This is a genomic window from Parvibaculum sp., assembly GCF_035325945.1.
Lineage (GTDB): Bacteria > Pseudomonadota > Alphaproteobacteria > Parvibaculales > Parvibaculaceae > Parvibaculum.
On sequence record NZ_DAOKYX010000017.1, the window covers coordinates 1 to 15,251 of the forward strand.

18 protein-coding genes are annotated in these 15,251 nt (G+C 65.0%); 6 read left to right on the forward strand and 12 right to left on the reverse strand.

Translation table 11 applies throughout. From position 1 onward, the window contains the following. Positions 1 to 369, reverse strand: a 369-nt coding sequence (locus PKA57_RS09585; RefSeq protein ID WP_324299934.1) for a hypothetical protein, incomplete at its 3' end; no start/stop codon positions are given. Positions 370 to 399: 30 nt separating this feature from the next. Here PKA57_RS09585 and PKA57_RS09590 point away from each other — a divergent pair. After that, entirely contained in the window at positions 400 to 1,098 is a 699-nt protein-coding gene (locus tag PKA57_RS09590) for a YggS family pyridoxal phosphate-dependent enzyme (RefSeq protein ID WP_324299936.1), read from the forward strand. Here PKA57_RS09590 and PKA57_RS09595 read toward each other — a convergent pair. Together PKA57_RS09595 and PKA57_RS09600 are read right to left on the reverse strand one after the other, a co-directional pair. Beyond that, complete coding sequence (locus tag PKA57_RS09595; protein WP_324299939.1) at positions 1,087 to 1,614, reverse strand: L,D-transpeptidase family protein; 528 nt, start codon at positions 1,612 to 1,614, stop codon at positions 1,087 to 1,089. The two genes, PKA57_RS09590 and PKA57_RS09595, sit on opposite strands and share 12 nt — an antisense overlap. Positions 1,615 to 1,662: 48 nt before the next feature. Then, positions 1,663 to 2,469, reverse strand: coding sequence for a hypothetical protein (locus PKA57_RS09600; RefSeq protein ID WP_324299941.1), 807 nt, complete (start codon positions 2,467 to 2,469; stop codon positions 1,663 to 1,665). 225 nt (positions 2,470 to 2,694) lie between these two features. Between PKA57_RS09600 and PKA57_RS09605 the strand changes: the two genes are divergently transcribed. From PKA57_RS09605 to PKA57_RS09615, 3 genes are read left to right on the forward strand one after another with little or no spacing between them, the layout of a single operon-like run. Next, a complete protein-coding gene (locus tag PKA57_RS09605) occupies positions 2,695 to 4,623 on the forward strand; it encodes a sulfotransferase (RefSeq protein WP_324299943.1) in 1,929 nt (642 codons plus the stop codon). 3 nt (positions 4,624 to 4,626) lie between these two features. Next, entirely contained in the window at positions 4,627 to 5,310 is a 684-nt protein-coding gene (locus PKA57_RS09610) for a response regulator transcription factor (RefSeq protein ID WP_324299945.1), read from the forward strand. 17 nt (positions 5,311 to 5,327) lie between these two features. Continuing rightward, positions 5,328 to 5,711, forward strand: coding sequence for a nuclear transport factor 2 family protein (locus PKA57_RS09615; protein ID WP_324299947.1), 384 nt, complete (start codon positions 5,328 to 5,330; stop codon positions 5,709 to 5,711). Positions 5,712 to 5,726: 15 nt separating this feature from the next. On the opposite strand, the gene PKA57_RS09620 is transcribed toward PKA57_RS09615, so the two are convergent. Then, positions 5,727 to 5,891, reverse strand: a complete 165-nt coding sequence (locus tag PKA57_RS09620; protein ID WP_324299949.1) for a hypothetical protein — start codon at positions 5,889 to 5,891, stop codon at positions 5,727 to 5,729. Positions 5,892 to 5,996: 105 nt separating this feature from the next. Continuing rightward, on the reverse strand, positions 5,997 to 6,458 hold the full coding sequence (locus PKA57_RS09625; RefSeq protein WP_324299951.1) for a thioesterase family protein: 462 nt from the start codon (positions 6,456 to 6,458) through the stop codon (positions 5,997 to 5,999). Positions 6,459 to 6,578: 120 nt separating this feature from the next. Here PKA57_RS09625 and PKA57_RS09630 point away from each other — a divergent pair, with 120 nt between their 5' ends. Further along, on the forward strand, positions 6,579 to 7,058 hold the full coding sequence (locus PKA57_RS09630; protein ID WP_324299953.1) for a cyclic nucleotide-binding domain-containing protein: 480 nt from the start codon (positions 6,579 to 6,581) through the stop codon (positions 7,056 to 7,058). Beyond that, positions 7,055 to 7,534, forward strand: coding sequence for a PaaI family thioesterase (locus tag PKA57_RS09635; RefSeq protein ID WP_324299955.1), 480 nt, complete (start codon positions 7,055 to 7,057; stop codon positions 7,532 to 7,534). The genes PKA57_RS09630 and PKA57_RS09635 overlap by 4 nt, the downstream gene beginning before the upstream one ends. 34 nt (positions 7,535 to 7,568) lie before the next feature. Here PKA57_RS09635 and PKA57_RS09640 read toward each other — a convergent pair whose 3' ends face one another. From PKA57_RS09640 to PKA57_RS09670, 7 genes are all read right to left on the reverse strand, one after another. Further along, a complete protein-coding gene (locus tag PKA57_RS09640; RefSeq protein ID WP_324299957.1) occupies positions 7,569 to 8,192 on the reverse strand; it encodes a TetR/AcrR family transcriptional regulator in 624 nt (207 codons plus the stop codon). Between the two features lie 199 nt (positions 8,193 to 8,391). Beyond that, a complete protein-coding gene (xth, locus tag PKA57_RS09645) occupies positions 8,392 to 9,216 on the reverse strand; it encodes an exodeoxyribonuclease III (RefSeq protein WP_324299959.1) in 825 nt (274 codons plus the stop codon). 11 nt (positions 9,217 to 9,227) lie between these two features. Then, on the reverse strand, positions 9,228 to 9,842 hold the full coding sequence (locus PKA57_RS09650; protein WP_324299961.1) for a hypothetical protein: 615 nt from the start codon (positions 9,840 to 9,842) through the stop codon (positions 9,228 to 9,230). Between the two features lie 503 nt (positions 9,843 to 10,345). Next, on the reverse strand, positions 10,346 to 11,728 hold the full coding sequence (locus tag PKA57_RS09655; RefSeq protein ID WP_324299963.1) for an aspartate aminotransferase family protein: 1,383 nt from the start codon (positions 11,726 to 11,728) through the stop codon (positions 10,346 to 10,348). 254 nt (positions 11,729 to 11,982) lie between these two features. After that, positions 11,983 to 13,356 (reverse strand): glutamine synthetase family protein, encoded by a 1,374-nt coding sequence (locus PKA57_RS09660; protein ID WP_324299965.1) that lies wholly within the window; start codon positions 13,354 to 13,356, stop codon positions 11,983 to 11,985. Positions 13,357 to 13,469: 113 nt separating this feature from the next. Continuing rightward, the gene (locus PKA57_RS09665) at positions 13,470 to 14,288 is read right to left on the reverse strand and encodes a gamma-glutamyl-gamma-aminobutyrate hydrolase family protein (RefSeq protein WP_324299967.1); all 819 of its coding nucleotides are present in this window, start codon (positions 14,286 to 14,288) and stop codon (positions 13,470 to 13,472) included. 134 nt (positions 14,289 to 14,422) lie between these two features. After that, on the reverse strand, positions 14,423 to 15,082 hold the full coding sequence (locus tag PKA57_RS09670) for an outer membrane lipoprotein carrier protein LolA (protein ID WP_324299969.1): 660 nt from the start codon (positions 15,080 to 15,082) through the stop codon (positions 14,423 to 14,425). Between the last annotated feature and the right edge of the window lie 169 nt (positions 15,083 to 15,251).

The following is a 15,251-nucleotide window of genomic DNA, read 5'->3' on the forward strand; positions in this document are numbered from 1 at the left end:
GATCGCGCGCTCGTCATGAGCCGCCGCGGTGACGACGAGGCCGGGCTTGCCGCGCCTCGCGGAGTGGAACATATGTTCCGTGGACGGAGATTTGAGCCTGTATTGCGGAAGGTGCAGGCCGCCGACCCCGAGCCCCCGCGCCGCCCTGTCATCGCCCGCGACGAGAAGCAGAATGTCCTTCCGTGCCGCCATGCGTCCCAGCGCGCGAAGACGCGCCGGGTCGGGTCGGGCTCCATAAGCGCGGAAGATGACGCCCGCCCCGCGCGGCGCCTCGGCAATCGCCTTTTCCGGGTCGGGCTGGCGGGCCGGATCGGTCAGAAGCAGGAGGCGCGGCCATCTCCACGGCTTGCCAGTCTTTTCGCGGGCCACTAGCTTCGGCTCCAATCGGACGGAGAAGAGATGAGCAACAGCCTAAAGGATCGGCAAGCCGAGAGCGAGACGCCCGCATCGCGCCTTGCGGCCATCAGGGCACGCATCGACAAGGCCGCGCGCGCGGCGGGGCGCGATCCGCGCGAGGTGACGCTCGTTGCCGTCTCCAAGACCTTCGGCGCGGAGGATATCTCGCCGCTGATCGAGGCCGGTCAGCGCGTCTTCGGCGAGAACCGCGTGCAGGAGGCGGCGGCGAAATGGCCGGCGCTCAAGGCGGGCCATGCGGATATCGAACTCCATCTCATCGGCCCCTTGCAGACGAACAAGCTCGCCCAGGCCCTTTCGCTGTTCGATGCGATCCATACGCTCGACCGCGAGCGGCTCGCCGCCGCGCTCGTCAAGGCGCGGGCGGAGGGCGCGCGGCTTCCGCGGCTCTTCATTCAGGTCAACACGGGCGAGGAGCCGCAGAAGGCGGGCGTCGCGCCGCGCGAGGCCGATGCCTTCATCGCCCGCTGCCACGATGTGCATGGGCTCGCGATCGAAGGGCTCATGTGCATTCCGCCGGTCGATGAGGAACCGGCGCTGCATTTCGCCCTTCTCGACAAGATCGCGCGGCGGAACGGCCTTGCCCGCCTCTCCATGGGCATGAGCGGCGATTTCGAAACGGCGATCGCCCTCGGCGCCACGCATGTGCGGATCGGGAGCGCTCTTTTCGGCTCACGCAGCTAGCGCGATCTCCATCTCGGTCGCGGGCGCCACGCGGGCGAGAAGCACCAGCATGTCGGCCAGCCGGAGCGCCACGCAACCTTCCGTCGCGCCGAGTTCGCCACCCTTCTCATTCGCCAGATGGAAGAAGATCGCGCTGCCAGCGCCCGGCACCACGGGCTCGTCATTGTAGCCGAGCGGAACGAGGAGATCGTAGAGGTGGTCGTCGCGCCAGAGCGTTTCGGCGCTTGCCCTGTAAGGCAGCGCCACCGGGCGATTATAGGCGGGATCGGATGGCGCATCGCACCAGCCGTCGCTCCTTGCGATCAGCCTCCGCCTGAGCGCGGTCGCGGGCGTCGAGAGCCGGTCCGCGCGCCAGTGCAACTCCCGCAGCGCGAAGCGGCCCTCAGGCGTGCCGCCATCGCCCTCGCGTTTCGTGGCGACGATGCCCGACCGGCCGAGAGCGCAGGGAAAGTCGAGATCGCCGAATTTCAGCCGCCCTATATGCGCGCCGGGCTTCGCGCTTACGTGAATATACATGGCGCGAGCTTAGGCCCTGCGCCCGGCCGCCGCCAAGGGATTACAGGTTCAGAGCCCGCTCGCGCCGGGCGGCGCGAAGGCAGCGACGGGCGGCATATCCGGATGCTCACGCCGCAGCGCTTCGAGCTGGTCGAGAGCATCCTGCATGGTGCCCGCGAGGTCCTTCGGCATGGCGGGCTTCGCTGGCGTCAGATCGAGCGGCTTTCCGGCGGATGGCGTCGTGGCGGTTGCGAGCTGCGGCGCGGGTTTCGCCTTCACTTCAGGTTTCGCGGGCTTCGCCGCGTGGGGGGTCTCGAATGAGTTCATCAGCGCGTTGAAGGCGTCCGCGCTCAGTTGCGGCATGGCTGATGGAACGGGCTTCGGCGCGGCATTGGCGGGCGCGGCGGGTTTCGCGATCGAGGCCGTCGTTTCCGGTTCGGCCGCCGCCATTTGCGGGGGCGCGCGTTCCGGGCCCGTCGCGGGCGCTTCGTCGCGCGGGGCAGCGGCGATTTGCGTATGCGGCGCCTCGCCCGTCAGGCCCGCGAACATGTGCTCGCCGATGTCGCTGCCGGTCTTTTCGGCGACGGCCGCGTCGATCATCGAGGCGATGAGCCCGATAGGCCCGCCATAAAGCGCGCCGCCCGCCACGCGGGCCGCCGGGCCGATCGTGTCCCCCGTCACATGGCGATAGATCTGGGCGACGACCGGAATGTGCTGGAGCGGGTTCAGCGTATCCAGAAGGTCGGAGAAGCCGAGTTCCTGACCGGCGGGCGCGGTGCCGTTCGCCCGCGCTGCGCGCAGGGCCGCGAAGGCATCGGAAGCCATGTTGTGCTTGCCATGCGTGAGGTGCGGAACGGTGAGCGCGGCTTCGGTCATGAGGGCCCTGCAGAAACTCAGTCGCCATCCATGGAGCAAGAGACGAGCCAGAGCCAGAGCCGCATGAATTCAATGGCTTGCGGGCCTCGGCCCGGGAATAAGCCGCTCCGCCCGGCAGAGCTTGCCGGGTCGGAACGGGTCCGGCTATGAGTGTGCCCTCGCGGTTTGGAGCGCGCCGGACCCTGTGGCAAACTCCGCCCGCAACGCCGAAGGACCAAAGCCCCGATGAGCAAGCGCCCGCCCAAGCCCGGCCAGAACCCGTTTCCCCTCCGGCCCGGAGCGCGGCCGACAGTGCCCCTGCCGCCTAGCGCCATGGGCAGCGCAATGGGCAGCGCCACGGGCCAGGCGCGGCCCACCGTGGGACTGCCCTTCTCCGCCTATGGGCAGCCCGTCCGCACGCGCCGTCCCACGGCCGAGGAGCTTCTGGGCGGCGTCAAGGCGGCGGCCGAGCGTTTCGAGCGGCGCGACTATGCGGGCGCGGCCGCGATCCTCAAACAGGTTCTCAATTTCGATCCAGGCCAGCCCGACGCGCTCCATCTTCTCGGCCTCATCGCCTTCGATACGGGCAAGCCCGAGGATGCCGAGGAACTCATCCTGCTGGCGCTCAGGAGCGGCAAACCGCACGCCAATATCCTCGTCAATCTCGGCAACGCCAGGGCGGCGCTCGGCAAGACGGACGAAGCGCTCGCCTCTTACGCACGCGCGCTCGACATGACGCCGGGATTCCGGCTCGCGCTCCTTCATCGCAGCCGGGTTTACGAGGCGCTTCAACGGACGGAAGACGCGCTGGCCGATCTTCGCGAGATGATGCGGCTCGATCCGCGGGACGCGCTTCCCTATGTGCAGGCGATCCGCGTCCTCATGCAGCGCGGCGGGTTCCGCGAAGGGCTCGATCTGTGCGAGGAGGCGCGCCGCCGCCTCGAGCGGACGCCTGCGGCGCTTCTGGTGCTGAAGGCCGAGCTTCACGAAAGGCTGACCGAAATGGAGCCGGCGCTTGCCTGCATCGAGGAAGCGATGGCTCTCGACCCCAAGCTGGTCAGCGCACGGAGAATGCGCTCGCGCATCCTGCGCCGCAATGCGTCCGGCGATATGGCTCTCCTCGCGACGCTTCGGACCGAACTCGAAGCCGCCGCCAGGGACGCCCTGCCGGTCGACGAGATGCGCGCGCTCCACGCCGAGCTTGCGCAGATCTGCGACAGGCTCGGCGATACGGATGCCGCCTTCCATCACTTCGTGCAGCAGAACGACGCGGCGGCGAAGGAGGCAGCGGCCCAGCGTTGCGACAAGAACGTCTATCTCGCCCAGGTGGAGCACCTCATCGATACGCTGACGCCAGCGCATGTGGCAACATGGCGGGAGCTTCCACCGCCCTCGGCCGAGCCCGGCCATCGCGCCGCGCCGGTCTTTCTGGTCGGCTTCCCCCGCTCCGGCACGACGCTTCTCGATCAGATCCTCGACGCGCATCCCGATGTGCAGGTGCTGGAGGAACTGCCGCTCATCATTCCGGTGCGCGATGCGGTCGACGCCGTGAAGGGCGGCTATCCGGCGGCGCTGGCGGAGATCGGCGAGGCGGAGCGCGCGCGCCTGCGCAAGGTCTATTGGGCGGCCCTCGAAACGGAGAAGGCGGACTTTCGCGGCAAGGTGGTCATCAACAAGCTGCCGCTCAATCTCATTCACGCCGCGCTCATTCAGCGCGTCTTTCCGGAGGCGAAGTTCATCCTCGCCCTGCGCCATCCGGCCGACAGCGTTCTGTCCTGCTTCATGCAGGACTTCCAGCTCAATTCCTCGATGGCGAATTTCCTGACGATCGAGGACTCCGCCCGGCTCTATGACCGGGTCATGACGCTGTGGCAGACCTGCGCGGAGCTTCTGCCGCTCAATGTCGTCGAGGTGCGGTACGAGAATCTGATCCGCGATCTCAGGGGCGAGGTGACGCCGGTGCTCGATTTTCTCGGCCTTCCCTGGCACGAGGCGCAGGCCGATCCCGCGGCTCATGCGCTCGCGCGCGGAACGATCCGTACACCCTCCTATGCGCAGGTGATCCAGCCGCTCTATACGAGCGCGGCGGATCGCTGGCGGCGCTATGAGAAACATCTGGCCCCGGCGCTGCCGCTCCTCGAAAAGCATATTCGCAAATTCGGATACGGCCTCTGACACATGCCCAGGAAGAGGATACTCATCGTCGAGGATGACGAGGCGCTTCGGGTTTCCCTGACGGAGCAACTCGAGCTTCACGAGGAGTTCGAGGTCGCCGTCGCGCCGATAGCGGCGGCGGGCGTGGAGCATGTGCGCGCCCATCACGTCGATCTCATCCTGCTCGATGTGGGGCTTCCCGACATGGACGGGCGTGAAGCCTGCCGGCTCATGCGCAAGGCGGGGCTCAAGGCCCCTGTCATCATGCTGACGGGCGCCGATACCGATGCCGACACGATCCTCGGCCTCGATGCGGGCGCCAACGACTATGTGACGAAGCCCTTCCGCTTCGGCGTGCTGCTGGCGCGCATTCGGGCGCATCTGCGAAATTTCGAGCAGAGCGAGGATGCCGTTCTGAATATCGGCCCCTACAGTTTCCGCCCGGGCGCGAAGCTTCTCGTCGACGCGGCGGACAGGAAGATCCGGCTGACGGAAAAGGAAACCAGCATTCTCAAGTTTCTCTATCGCGCCGGGAACAGCATGGTCGGCCGCGATGTGCTGCTCACCGAGGTGTGGGGCTATAATTCAGGCGTGACGACGCATACGCTCGAAACGCATATCTACCGGCTCCGGCAGAAGATCGAAAAAGACCCGTCCAATGCGCGGATCCTCGTGACGGAGGCGGGCGGCTACAGGCTGGTGCCGTAACGGATCAGAGGGAACGAATGGCGGGGGACGAAGCCGAGGTTCTGGCGCTTGCGGAAAGGTTCACGCATGCGATCGAAGAAGGCGACATGGAGGGCGTCAGGGCCTGCTACGCGCCCGACGCGGCGATCTGGCACAATTTCGACAATGCCGATCAGACGGTCGAAGAAAATCTCAGGGTGCTGCGCTGGCTCGCGCGCGCGTTGCCCCAGCGCAAATACAACATCGTGCGGCGCGTCGTCATTCCCGGCGGCTATCTCCAGCAGCATGTGCTGAGCGGCAGGCGGCCGAATGGCGAAGCCTTTTCCATGCCCGCCTGCCTCGTCGTGCAGGTGGCGGATGGGCGCATCACGCGGCTGGAGGAATATCTCGATCCGGCGCAGGCGGCGGTGCTCGCCGCCTAGACGTTTTCGCGCGCGTCAGATGCGGCGCGGCCGCGCCAGCATGACGATGATCGTGAGCATGATGGGCGTGCCGATGAGGGCGGCGATGAGAATGGCCGTCGCGCCCCAGAACATGGCGCCCAGCGCGATCAGGAGAACGATGTTGACGGAAAAGAGCGTGGCGCCGTCGATGCGGTCCATGGCGGCCTCCGGAGTACGAGGAACTGAAGCTCGCCCGTCATGTGCCGGATCGGCCGCGCGGGGCCAAGGGGGCAATTCGCCGCACCGCAGCAAAAGCGCCCGCCTTCAGGCGTCGCCTTCGACCGTCGCCGTCAGCCGGTAGGTCGCGACGAATTCCGCCGGCATGCGGGTCGCCTTGCCGGTTTCGATATTGATGCAGACGAAGTCGGAAAGGCCGCGCAGCAGCGTCACGCCGGTTGCGGCGTTGACCATCTGGAAGCGGCGGCGAAGCCGCAGCCTGCCGTCATTGCCGGTGATCCATGTGGCGACGAGCACGCGATCGCCGGCATGGGAGGGCGCGAAATATTCAAGCTCGTGGCGGCGCACCACCATGCCGCGATTGAGCTTCGCATAGGCGGCGAAGTCGAGGCCGAGCGCCTTGGAATGTTCCCAGGCGGTCTTCGCCATCCAGGTCAGATAGACGACATTGTTCGTGTGCTGAAAATCGTCGATATGATGCGGCTCGACCGTCACTTCATGGATGAAGGGATCGGGAAAATCCCAGATCACCGTGCCAATGTCCTTCATAGCGCGCCTCCTCGCCGGCTGTCTTCATAGCGGCTGGGCGGGCGGAGGGCAAATGAGCCCGGCTCTCGCCTCGGCCTACCCCCCTTCGCCGCCGCCCCTCGTTTCGCTATGCTCGCCCCCATGAACCTTGCAACCGTCATCGCGCTCATGCGCGGGCACGATCTTTTTGTCGGACTCGATCCGGTCAGGCTCGAGGTGATCGCCTTCACGGCGGAGCGGCGGGACTTTGCCGCCGGGGAAACGCTTTTCGAGGCGGGCGAGCCTGCGGACGATGCCTATCTCATCATCGAAGGCGAGGCGGTCATGCTCGCCCATCTGGGCGGGGAGACGCCCGAAACGGGCAAGAGGGCGCTGCGGCTTGACAGGGGCGACCTCATCGGCGAAACCGCCCTCTTCCGCGAGGGGTTGCGCCGCTCGACCGTCAGAGCGGCGAGCCCGGTCAAGACCTTGCGGATCAGCCGCTATCTCTTTCAGAGGCTGATGGAGGAGTTTCCGGAAATGGCGGGCGCGGTCGCGCGGGCCCTTGCGGCCCGCCTCGCGGCGGTCGGCGGCGAAGTTGCCGAGGTCGGGCGGCGGCTCGGAGTGCGGAGAGAGATATGAGCGAGACGAAAGAGAGCGCGCCCAACGAGGCGGAGGCCAGGGACTGGCCGCCGAACATCAAGGCGGTCTTCAAGCGCATGGCGCCGGCAAGCCGCTATCTCGGCCTCGAAATCCTCGACGCGGATCCGGCGGCGCGAACCGTCGAGGTCGCCTTCAATGCGAGTACGGAGCTTTGTAACATGTGGGGCGGCATTCAGGGCGGCATGGTCGCGGCCATGCTCGACGATGTGATGAGCCTCGCCGTCGGCCTCGACCTCGAATGGGGTCAGATCAGCCCCACGCTGGAACTCAAGGTCTCGATGCTCAATCCGGCCCGTCCCGGCCGCATCATCGGGCGGGGCCGCGTCATCAAGCGCGGCAAGTCCGTCGGCTTCATCGAGGGGGAGCTTCTGAGCGAGGACGGCACCCTGCTCGCGACAGGAAGCTCGACCGCAACCTTCGTCACGCTGAAGCGCAAGGAAAAACCGGCCGGTTGAGGATCAGGCCCCGCGAAGGTCCGTGCTCTTCCCCTCAGCCATAGGCGTGTACTTCCAGATAGGCGCGGGCCTCGTCCGTCAGATGGGTTTCGAAGAGCGCGAAGTGATGGCGGATGCCGCCATTGAGCGCTGATTTGTCGAGCTTCACGACGCGGCGCGTCTCGCGCAGAAAGCTCGGCCAGTAGCGCACCACCACCCAGACGTTGTCGGCGAGCGGCGCAATCTGGTCGACCGGCATGGAGAGATGCCCCGCCTCGATCATGTGGCGGAACATCTTCTGAAGCATGGCGGTCGTCAGCTCATAGACGCGGTGCACCTTGCCTTCGAGCTCGGGCGAGGTCCGGCCGAATTCGGCCTGGTCGCGATAGAGGAACTGGTAGTCCCAGACCTCCTGAAACACCATGCGATTGAAGAGCACATAGGCGTCGAGCACGGTTTCGGGCGTCGATTTGATCGCCAGCCGGGTGTCGATGCGGCGGATGAGATTGTGCTGGTGAGCGCGCACCAGGTCCTTCTTGGTGCGGAAGTGATACCAGAGGTTCCCCTCCGAGATGCCCACCTCTTCCGCGATCCGGGCCGTGGTGACGGTATCGTAGCCGTTTTCGTTAAAGAGCCTCAGGCTTGCGACGAGAATCCGGTCTTTGGTGTTCGGTGCCATCGAAGCCCTGTTTCGGAAAAGTCGGTCGGCGGGCATGGTGGGCTCTTGCGTCCCTAGGGTCAACACCCTAATGTTGACCCGCTACCCCGAGCGAAAAGAAATGGCGGCCGGATTCCGGAACGCCATCGCGCCGAGGGAGGAGCCCCAGGAGCGGGCGTCGAAGCGAGGCCACCCTACCCCCTAAGCTGGCTCCCCCCAGCTAGAGCCTCAGGCTTGCGACCACCGGAACATGGTCGGATGCCCGCTCCCATCCTCTCGCCTCTTTCAGCACCTTCATGGATTGCGGCGCGTCGGCGAGCGCGGGCGTCACCCAGATGTGATCGAGCCGCCGTCCGCGGTCGGAGGCTTCCCAGTCCTTCGCCCTGTAGCTCCACCACGAATAGAGCTTCTGATCGGCGGGCACGAAACGGCGCATCACGTCGATCCAGTCATGAGAGGCCATCAGCTCGTTCATCAGGTCGACCTCCACCGGCGTGTGGCTGACGACCTTGAGAAGCTGCTTGTGCGACCAGACGTCGTGTTCGAGCGGCGCGATGTTGAGATCGCCGACAAGGACCATGCGATTTTCGCTCTTGCGCTTCAGCCCGTCATAAAAGGCGGTCATCTCGCGCAGGAAGTCGAGCTTGTGCGCGAATTTATCGTTCACGACCGGATCGGGCTCGTCGCCGCCCGCAGGCACATAGAAATTGTGGAGTGTGAGCCCGCCCGGCACGTCGAGATCGACCGAGATGTGGCGGGCATCGCCCTTGTTGCAGAAGTCGCGCGCCTCGACCTTCTTGAAAGGCACGCGGCTCGCGATGGCGACGCCGTGATAGCCCTTCTGGCCGTTGACCGCGATGTGCTCATAGCCCGCCTTGCGGATCGCCTTCAGGGGGAAGGCATCGGTCGTGCATTTGATTTCCTGCAGGCAGAGAATGTCCGGGTTCTCCCCGCCGAGGAAATCTTCGACGAGATTAATCCGCAGGCGGACGGAATTGATGTTCCAGGTGGCGATTTTGAGGTTCGTTCCGGATTGGGTTTTCATCGCATGGCCGATCAGAAGAGATTGAAGGAAAGGCCGGCAATGCCGATGGGCCAGCGGCCATGTGCGAAAAGCGAGAACTTGTAGCGGAAGGGATGCGTCTCTCCGCTCGCCGCGATAAGCGACAGGGCCGCGCCATGGGCCGCCTGGATGGCGGCGCCGGCGGCGGCATTGGCGAGCGCCTCGTCGTCGATACCGGCACGAAGGCAGGCCTCGCGCGCGGCCGCGCCCACGCGCCCGGCGAGGAGCGCAGAAACATGGGTGAGAGCGATGGACAAGCCCTCCTCCGAAACATGCTCCAGCGCGTCGGCGGTCAGCGCGGCGCGCAGGGCTTCCTCGGCTTCCCATTGGGCGGTGTCGAAATCGAGGTTCGCGGCCGCATCGCCCGCCTCTTCCCAGTCGGTGACGAGCGCGATGTCGGCATCGGGAAAGCCGAGCGTGTCGAGATAGGCCCGCGCGCGCGCTTTCGTTTCGCGGTCGAGCGGTTCGCCGAGATGCGCGAACCACGGCATCGAGGCCGCCTCCTCGGCGAAAAGGCGCACGGCTTTGAGGAGCGGGATCTCGTCCTCCAGCGCGTCGAGATCCTCGTCGCTCAGCGTGATGTGCGGCTCGTCGTCTTCATCGTGCATGGAAAGTCTCGCGCGCGAGGGGCGTTCGCAAAATCATGTCGGGGAGCTTTATACATGGAAGGGAAAAACTTTGCGCCCCGGGCGCGTGGCTGCGCGAAAAGTTGCGCTCCGGCTTCGCTGACTCTTTTGGCGGGCGCGCAAAAAAGTTGCGCCCCGGCTTCGTCGGTTCTTTGGCGGGGGCGCAAAAAAGTTGCGCCCCGCCGGGGGGAGACGGGGCGCAACCGCGCTTCTTCTGCGCTTTGGCGCCGGGAGGGGAATTCCGGCACCCTCGGGGGCCGGAGCACCACAACAGGCGAGCGGGGGGCAGGTCGCCTGAAGGGCATTCGCTCCGCCCTCATGGCAGGTAGATAGGTTTCGCCCCGCCCCGGTTCAATGGGGGGCGGGGCGATCTTTTAACAAATTCCAAATTGGGCGTGGCGACGCCGGATCGGCCTTGAAAACCGCTGCTTCAGGGCCCGGAAAGGTCCGCTATCCGGCCCTGATCCGTGCCGTAACGGGACAGATCAGAGCACGCCGAGATCCCGGGCGACGAGATCGATGCATTTCCGCGCCAGCGCAAAAAGCTCGTCGAGCTCGCTTTCGGTGATGACGAGGGGTGGGCTCAGCACCATGGTGTCGCCGATGGCGCGCATGACGAGACCGTTCTCGAAGCAGTGGACGCGGCAGCGATAGCCGACATCGAGTTCGGAAGGGTATTTCTCGCGCGTCTTCTTGTTCTTCACGAGTTCGATCGCGCCGAGCAGGCCCACGCCGCGCGTCTCGCCGACGAGCGGATGATCGTTGAGTTCGGCGAGCTTCTTCTGGAAGTGGGCGCCCGTCGCTCCGCCGACCTTCTCGACGAGACGTTCCTTCTGCAGCACATCGAGATTGGCGAGCGCGACCGCGCAGGCGACCGGGTGGCCTGAATAGGTGAAGCCGTGCGACCACTCGTCCTTCGCATGGAAGAGCGCATCGCCGACGCGCTGGCCGAGGCCCACGGCGGCGATTGGCTGATAGCCCGACGAGAGCCCCTTGGCCATGTTGATCATGTCGGCCTCGATGCCGAAGGTCTGCGAGCCGAACCACTGGCCCGTGCGCCCGAAGCCGCAGATGACTTCGTCGATATGAAGGAGCACGTCGTATTTCTTGCAGATGCGGTTGATCTCGGCCCAATAGGTCGCGGGCGGAATGATGAGGCCGCCTGCGCCCTGCACGGGCTCGGCCACGAAGGCGGCGACGTTCTCGGCGCCCAGTTCGAGAATCTTCTCCTCGAGCGCACGCGCCGTCTTGAGGCCGAATTCATCGGGCGTCATGTCGCCGCCCTCGCCATACCAGTAGGGGCAGTCGATATGCACGAAGCCCGGAAGCGGCAGGTCGGCCTGCGGATGCATGGCCGAGATGCCGGACAGCGAAGCGGCCGCCAGCGTCACGCCGTGATAGGCCTTCTTGCGGGCGATGAAGATCTTCTTCTTCGGCTTGCCCTGAAGGTTCCAGAAATAGCGGATGATCTTGACCGCGCTGTCATTTCCTTCCGAGCCCGAATTGGCGAAGAAGAAGCGGTCGATGCCTTTCGGCGTGACTTCCGAGAGGCGCTGCGAAAGCTCGGCCGTATAGGGGTTCGTCGTCTGGAAGAAGCTGTTGTAGTAGGAAAGCTCCTTCAGCGCCTTGTAGCCGGCTTCCGCCAGCTCTTCGCGGCCATAGCCCACCTGCACGCACCAGAGGCCCGCCATGCCGTCGATGAGGCGGCGGCCTTCGGAGTCGTAGAGATAGATGCCCTTGGCATTGGTGATGACGCGCGCGCCCTTGGCGGCGAGGTCGTGATGCGTGGTGAAGGGATGGAGATGATGGGCGGCATCCATCTCCTGCCAGCGTTTCGTCTGATTCGATTTCGCAACTGTCTGCGACATGGGATCGCTCCGTACTCAGATTGGTCGAGATGCGGAAAAGTCGAGAGCGGTTCGGCGAACCGCGCCGGAGCGGTTCTATGGGTTGTAGCCGATGCGCGCGCAGAGGATCAGAAGATCGCGCTTCTGGCGGCGGCTGTTATGGAAACCTCTGCGAGACATGCGCTCATTCTAGTGAAATCGTGGCGGCGAGGCGAGTCTCGCGCGCGTCATCCCGGATCGTGTCCGGGTGACGGCGCGAGCCTGCCGGTATCGCTTCACACGTTCAGTAGCAGGTGCTCGCGCTCCCAGGCCGAGATGACCTGCTGATAGGCCTCGTGCTCGGTGTATTTCACGTCGAGATAGACCTGCACGAAGTCGTGGCCGAGGATTTCCTTCAGCTCGCTCGCCGAACGCAGATGGTCGAGCGCGTCGAGAAGATGGCGCGGCAGCGCATAGCGCTTCGATTCATAGGCGTTGCCCTTCATCTCCTTGGTCGGCACGAGATCGCCCATCATGCCGATATAGCCGCAGGCAAGAGAGGCGGCGATGGCGAGATAGGGGTTCGAGTCCGCGCCCGGCACGCGGTTCTCGACGCGGCGCCCGGCGCGCTTCGCCTCGGGAATCCGCAGGCCCACCGTCCGGTTCTCGTGGCCCCAATGCGTGTTGATGGGGGCCGCGAGGTCGCGGACGATGCGGCGGTAGGAGTTGACGTTCGGAGCGATGAGCGGCATCGCGCCGGCGAGATGCTTCTGAAGGCCCGCGATGTAGGACAGGAAGAGCTTGGTGTCGCGGCCCTGCTTCGTCGCGAAGAGATTGTCGCCGCTCTCCACATCGACCACCGACTGGTGAATATGCATCGCGCTGCCGGGCTCGCCCTCATAGGGCTTGGCCATGAAGGTGGCGTAGATGCCGTGCTTCAGCGCCGCCTGGCGCATGGTGCGCTTGAAGAGGAACGCCTGATCGGCGATCTCGAGCGCCTCGCCGTGATCGAAATTGATCTCGACCTGCGCCGCGCCCGACTCGTGGATCAGCGTATCGATGTCGAGGTCCTGCGCCTCGCAGAAATCATACATGTCCTCGAAGATGGGATCGAACTCGTTCACCGCGTCGATACCGTAGGACTGGCGCGCGTTCTCGCGCCGTCCGTTGGTGCCGACAGGCGGCTCGAGCGGATAGTCGGGGTCGATGTTCTTTGCCGCGAGATAGAACTCGATTTCCGGCGCGACGACCGGCTGCCAGCCCTTCTCTTCATAGAGAGCCAGCACCCGCTTCAGCACGTTGCGCGGCGCGATCGGCACATGGGTACCATCGCGATAATTCGCCTCGCAGATGATCTGCGCCGTCGGCTCATCGTACCAGGGCACGATGCGGACCGTGCGCGGATCGGGATCGAGAACGATATCGGGTTCCGTATCGGAGAGCACGGGGCTGTCGATGAAGTCGCCCGTCACTGTCTGGCCGAAAATCGATTCCGGCAGGCGCAGCGTGCGCTCCGTCAGGCCCGAGATGAATTTCCTTGTCGGAAGGATCTTGCCGCGTGCGATGCCGGCCATATCCGACACCATCACTTCGACTTCCGTAATGCGCCGGTCCTTAAGCCATTTGACCAGATCGTCCTTGTTATTGACGGTTTCGTTCCCCGTCACCATGGGACACCATTTCTTTCCATTTTGTCCGGCGCGACCCGAATATGCGAAAGCAAGTCTGCGAGAAGATCGCGCTCATCACGATTGAATTCCGGTGCGATGATCCGGCGTGAAGGTCAGCGACCCTCCGTATCACGCACCGAAGCGGCCTCGCGCACCGCGTCACCAAAGGCCCGGAGCAATTTCTGCGAAACCGGGTTTTCCCAATATTTCCATTCGGGATGCCACTGCACGCCAAGTGCGAAGGCGCGGGCATCCCTCACGCTCATCGCCTCCACCGTACCGTCCGGTGCCCGCCCTTCGACGGCGAGGGCGTCGGCAACGCGCGCAACTCCCTGGCCGTGCAGCGAGTTCACGCTGATCGTCCGTGTGCCGAGAATCTTCTCGAAAATGCCACCCGGCGTCAACTCCACCTCATGGGCGGGGCCGTATTGCACGTCGAGCGGATCGTCCTTTTGCTCGCGGTGATCGAAGCGGGGCGCGTAGCCCTTTTCGCTTTCGGTTTCCTGCAAGTGCTGATGCAGCGTGCCGCCGAACGCGACGTTCATTTCCTGAAAGCCACGGCAGACGCAGAAGATCGGAACGCCGCGCGCGACGGAAGCACGGATCAGATCGAGCGTCAGCGCGTCGCGTTGCTCGTCGAGCAGCACGCCTTCGCGCGGGTCCGTGCCGCCATAATTCCTCGGATGGACGTTCGAGAGCGAGCCGGTGAGAAAAATACCGTCGCAAAGGGCGAAAATCTCATCCAGTTCGCGTTCGAGATCGAAGCCGCCATCGGAGAGGCGCGGAACGGGAAGCAGGACTGGCTTGGTGTGAGCGCCACCCTCGACCGCGGCGATGTATTTCTCACCAACGGCATGAAACGGGTGTGCTCCCAGCAGTTTGACGTCGCAGGGCACGCCGACGACCGGGCGTCTGGAAAACTTTCTGGTCATGCCCTCAAGAGCTACCACGACCCCCCGGGGAGTGGTCAAGGCGGGGCGGCAAAATGCGCCCGAAAGTCACGTGAATCGCCAAAAGTGCCCATTTTCCGGGCAAAAATCGGCCAAACCCGTCCGGGAAATGAGTGCTATTGCGGATTGCGCATGCCCGGGCGCTGCTCGTCCTTGAGGACGAAAAGCGAATTGTCGGCACGAAGGCCGGACTGGGTGTTGCGAAGCGCGACGGTTGTCTGGAGCCCTTGCGCGTCGGTCACCACCCATTGGCGAAGCTGGAGGTTGGGCTCGTCGAAGACGAGGGTCAGCTCGCCCGCCGCATTCCGGCCGCGATCGGCGACGGTCACGCGCAGCACGCCGGGCTGGCGCTCGACGGAGCGGACTTCCACCTCTTCGGCGATGTTCACATTCTTGTCGAGCAGGATGCCGAGCGGCGTCGAGCCGATGGGATAGCGCTGAACGGCGGAAAACCCGTCCTTCACCGCAACCCAGGTGCCGTCCGCGACGACGAGGAGTTTGGTCGGCGGCGCATATTCGAAGCGCAGCCGGCCGGGACGGCGCAGATAGAACTTGCCCTCCGTCACCGATCCGTCGGGCCCGACCTGCAGGAAATTGCCCTGGAGATTGGTGAGGCCCGTGAGATAGGCGCTGATGCGGTCGAGATCGGCCCTGTCGGCGTCGGTGAGCGTTCGTGCAGCCTGTGTCTGCGCCGCATGGGCGTGTGTCACCGTTGCCGTCATGACCGCGAGCGCGAGAACGCCGATGCCGACAAGGGCCGCGGCGGCGAGCATCATCTGCCGCATGCGCCTGCTATGGTCGAGGTTTCTCATAAGGCAAAACATGTTGGCCCTTTGTGGCAAAATGAAGAAAGGCGCATGGCGGCCCTGCGGCGGATGGTGGCGGAAGGCTTGCCATTCGGTCTTCCGCCCCTGACTGTGGCCGCGAAGCCGCAGTTTTGTCTCC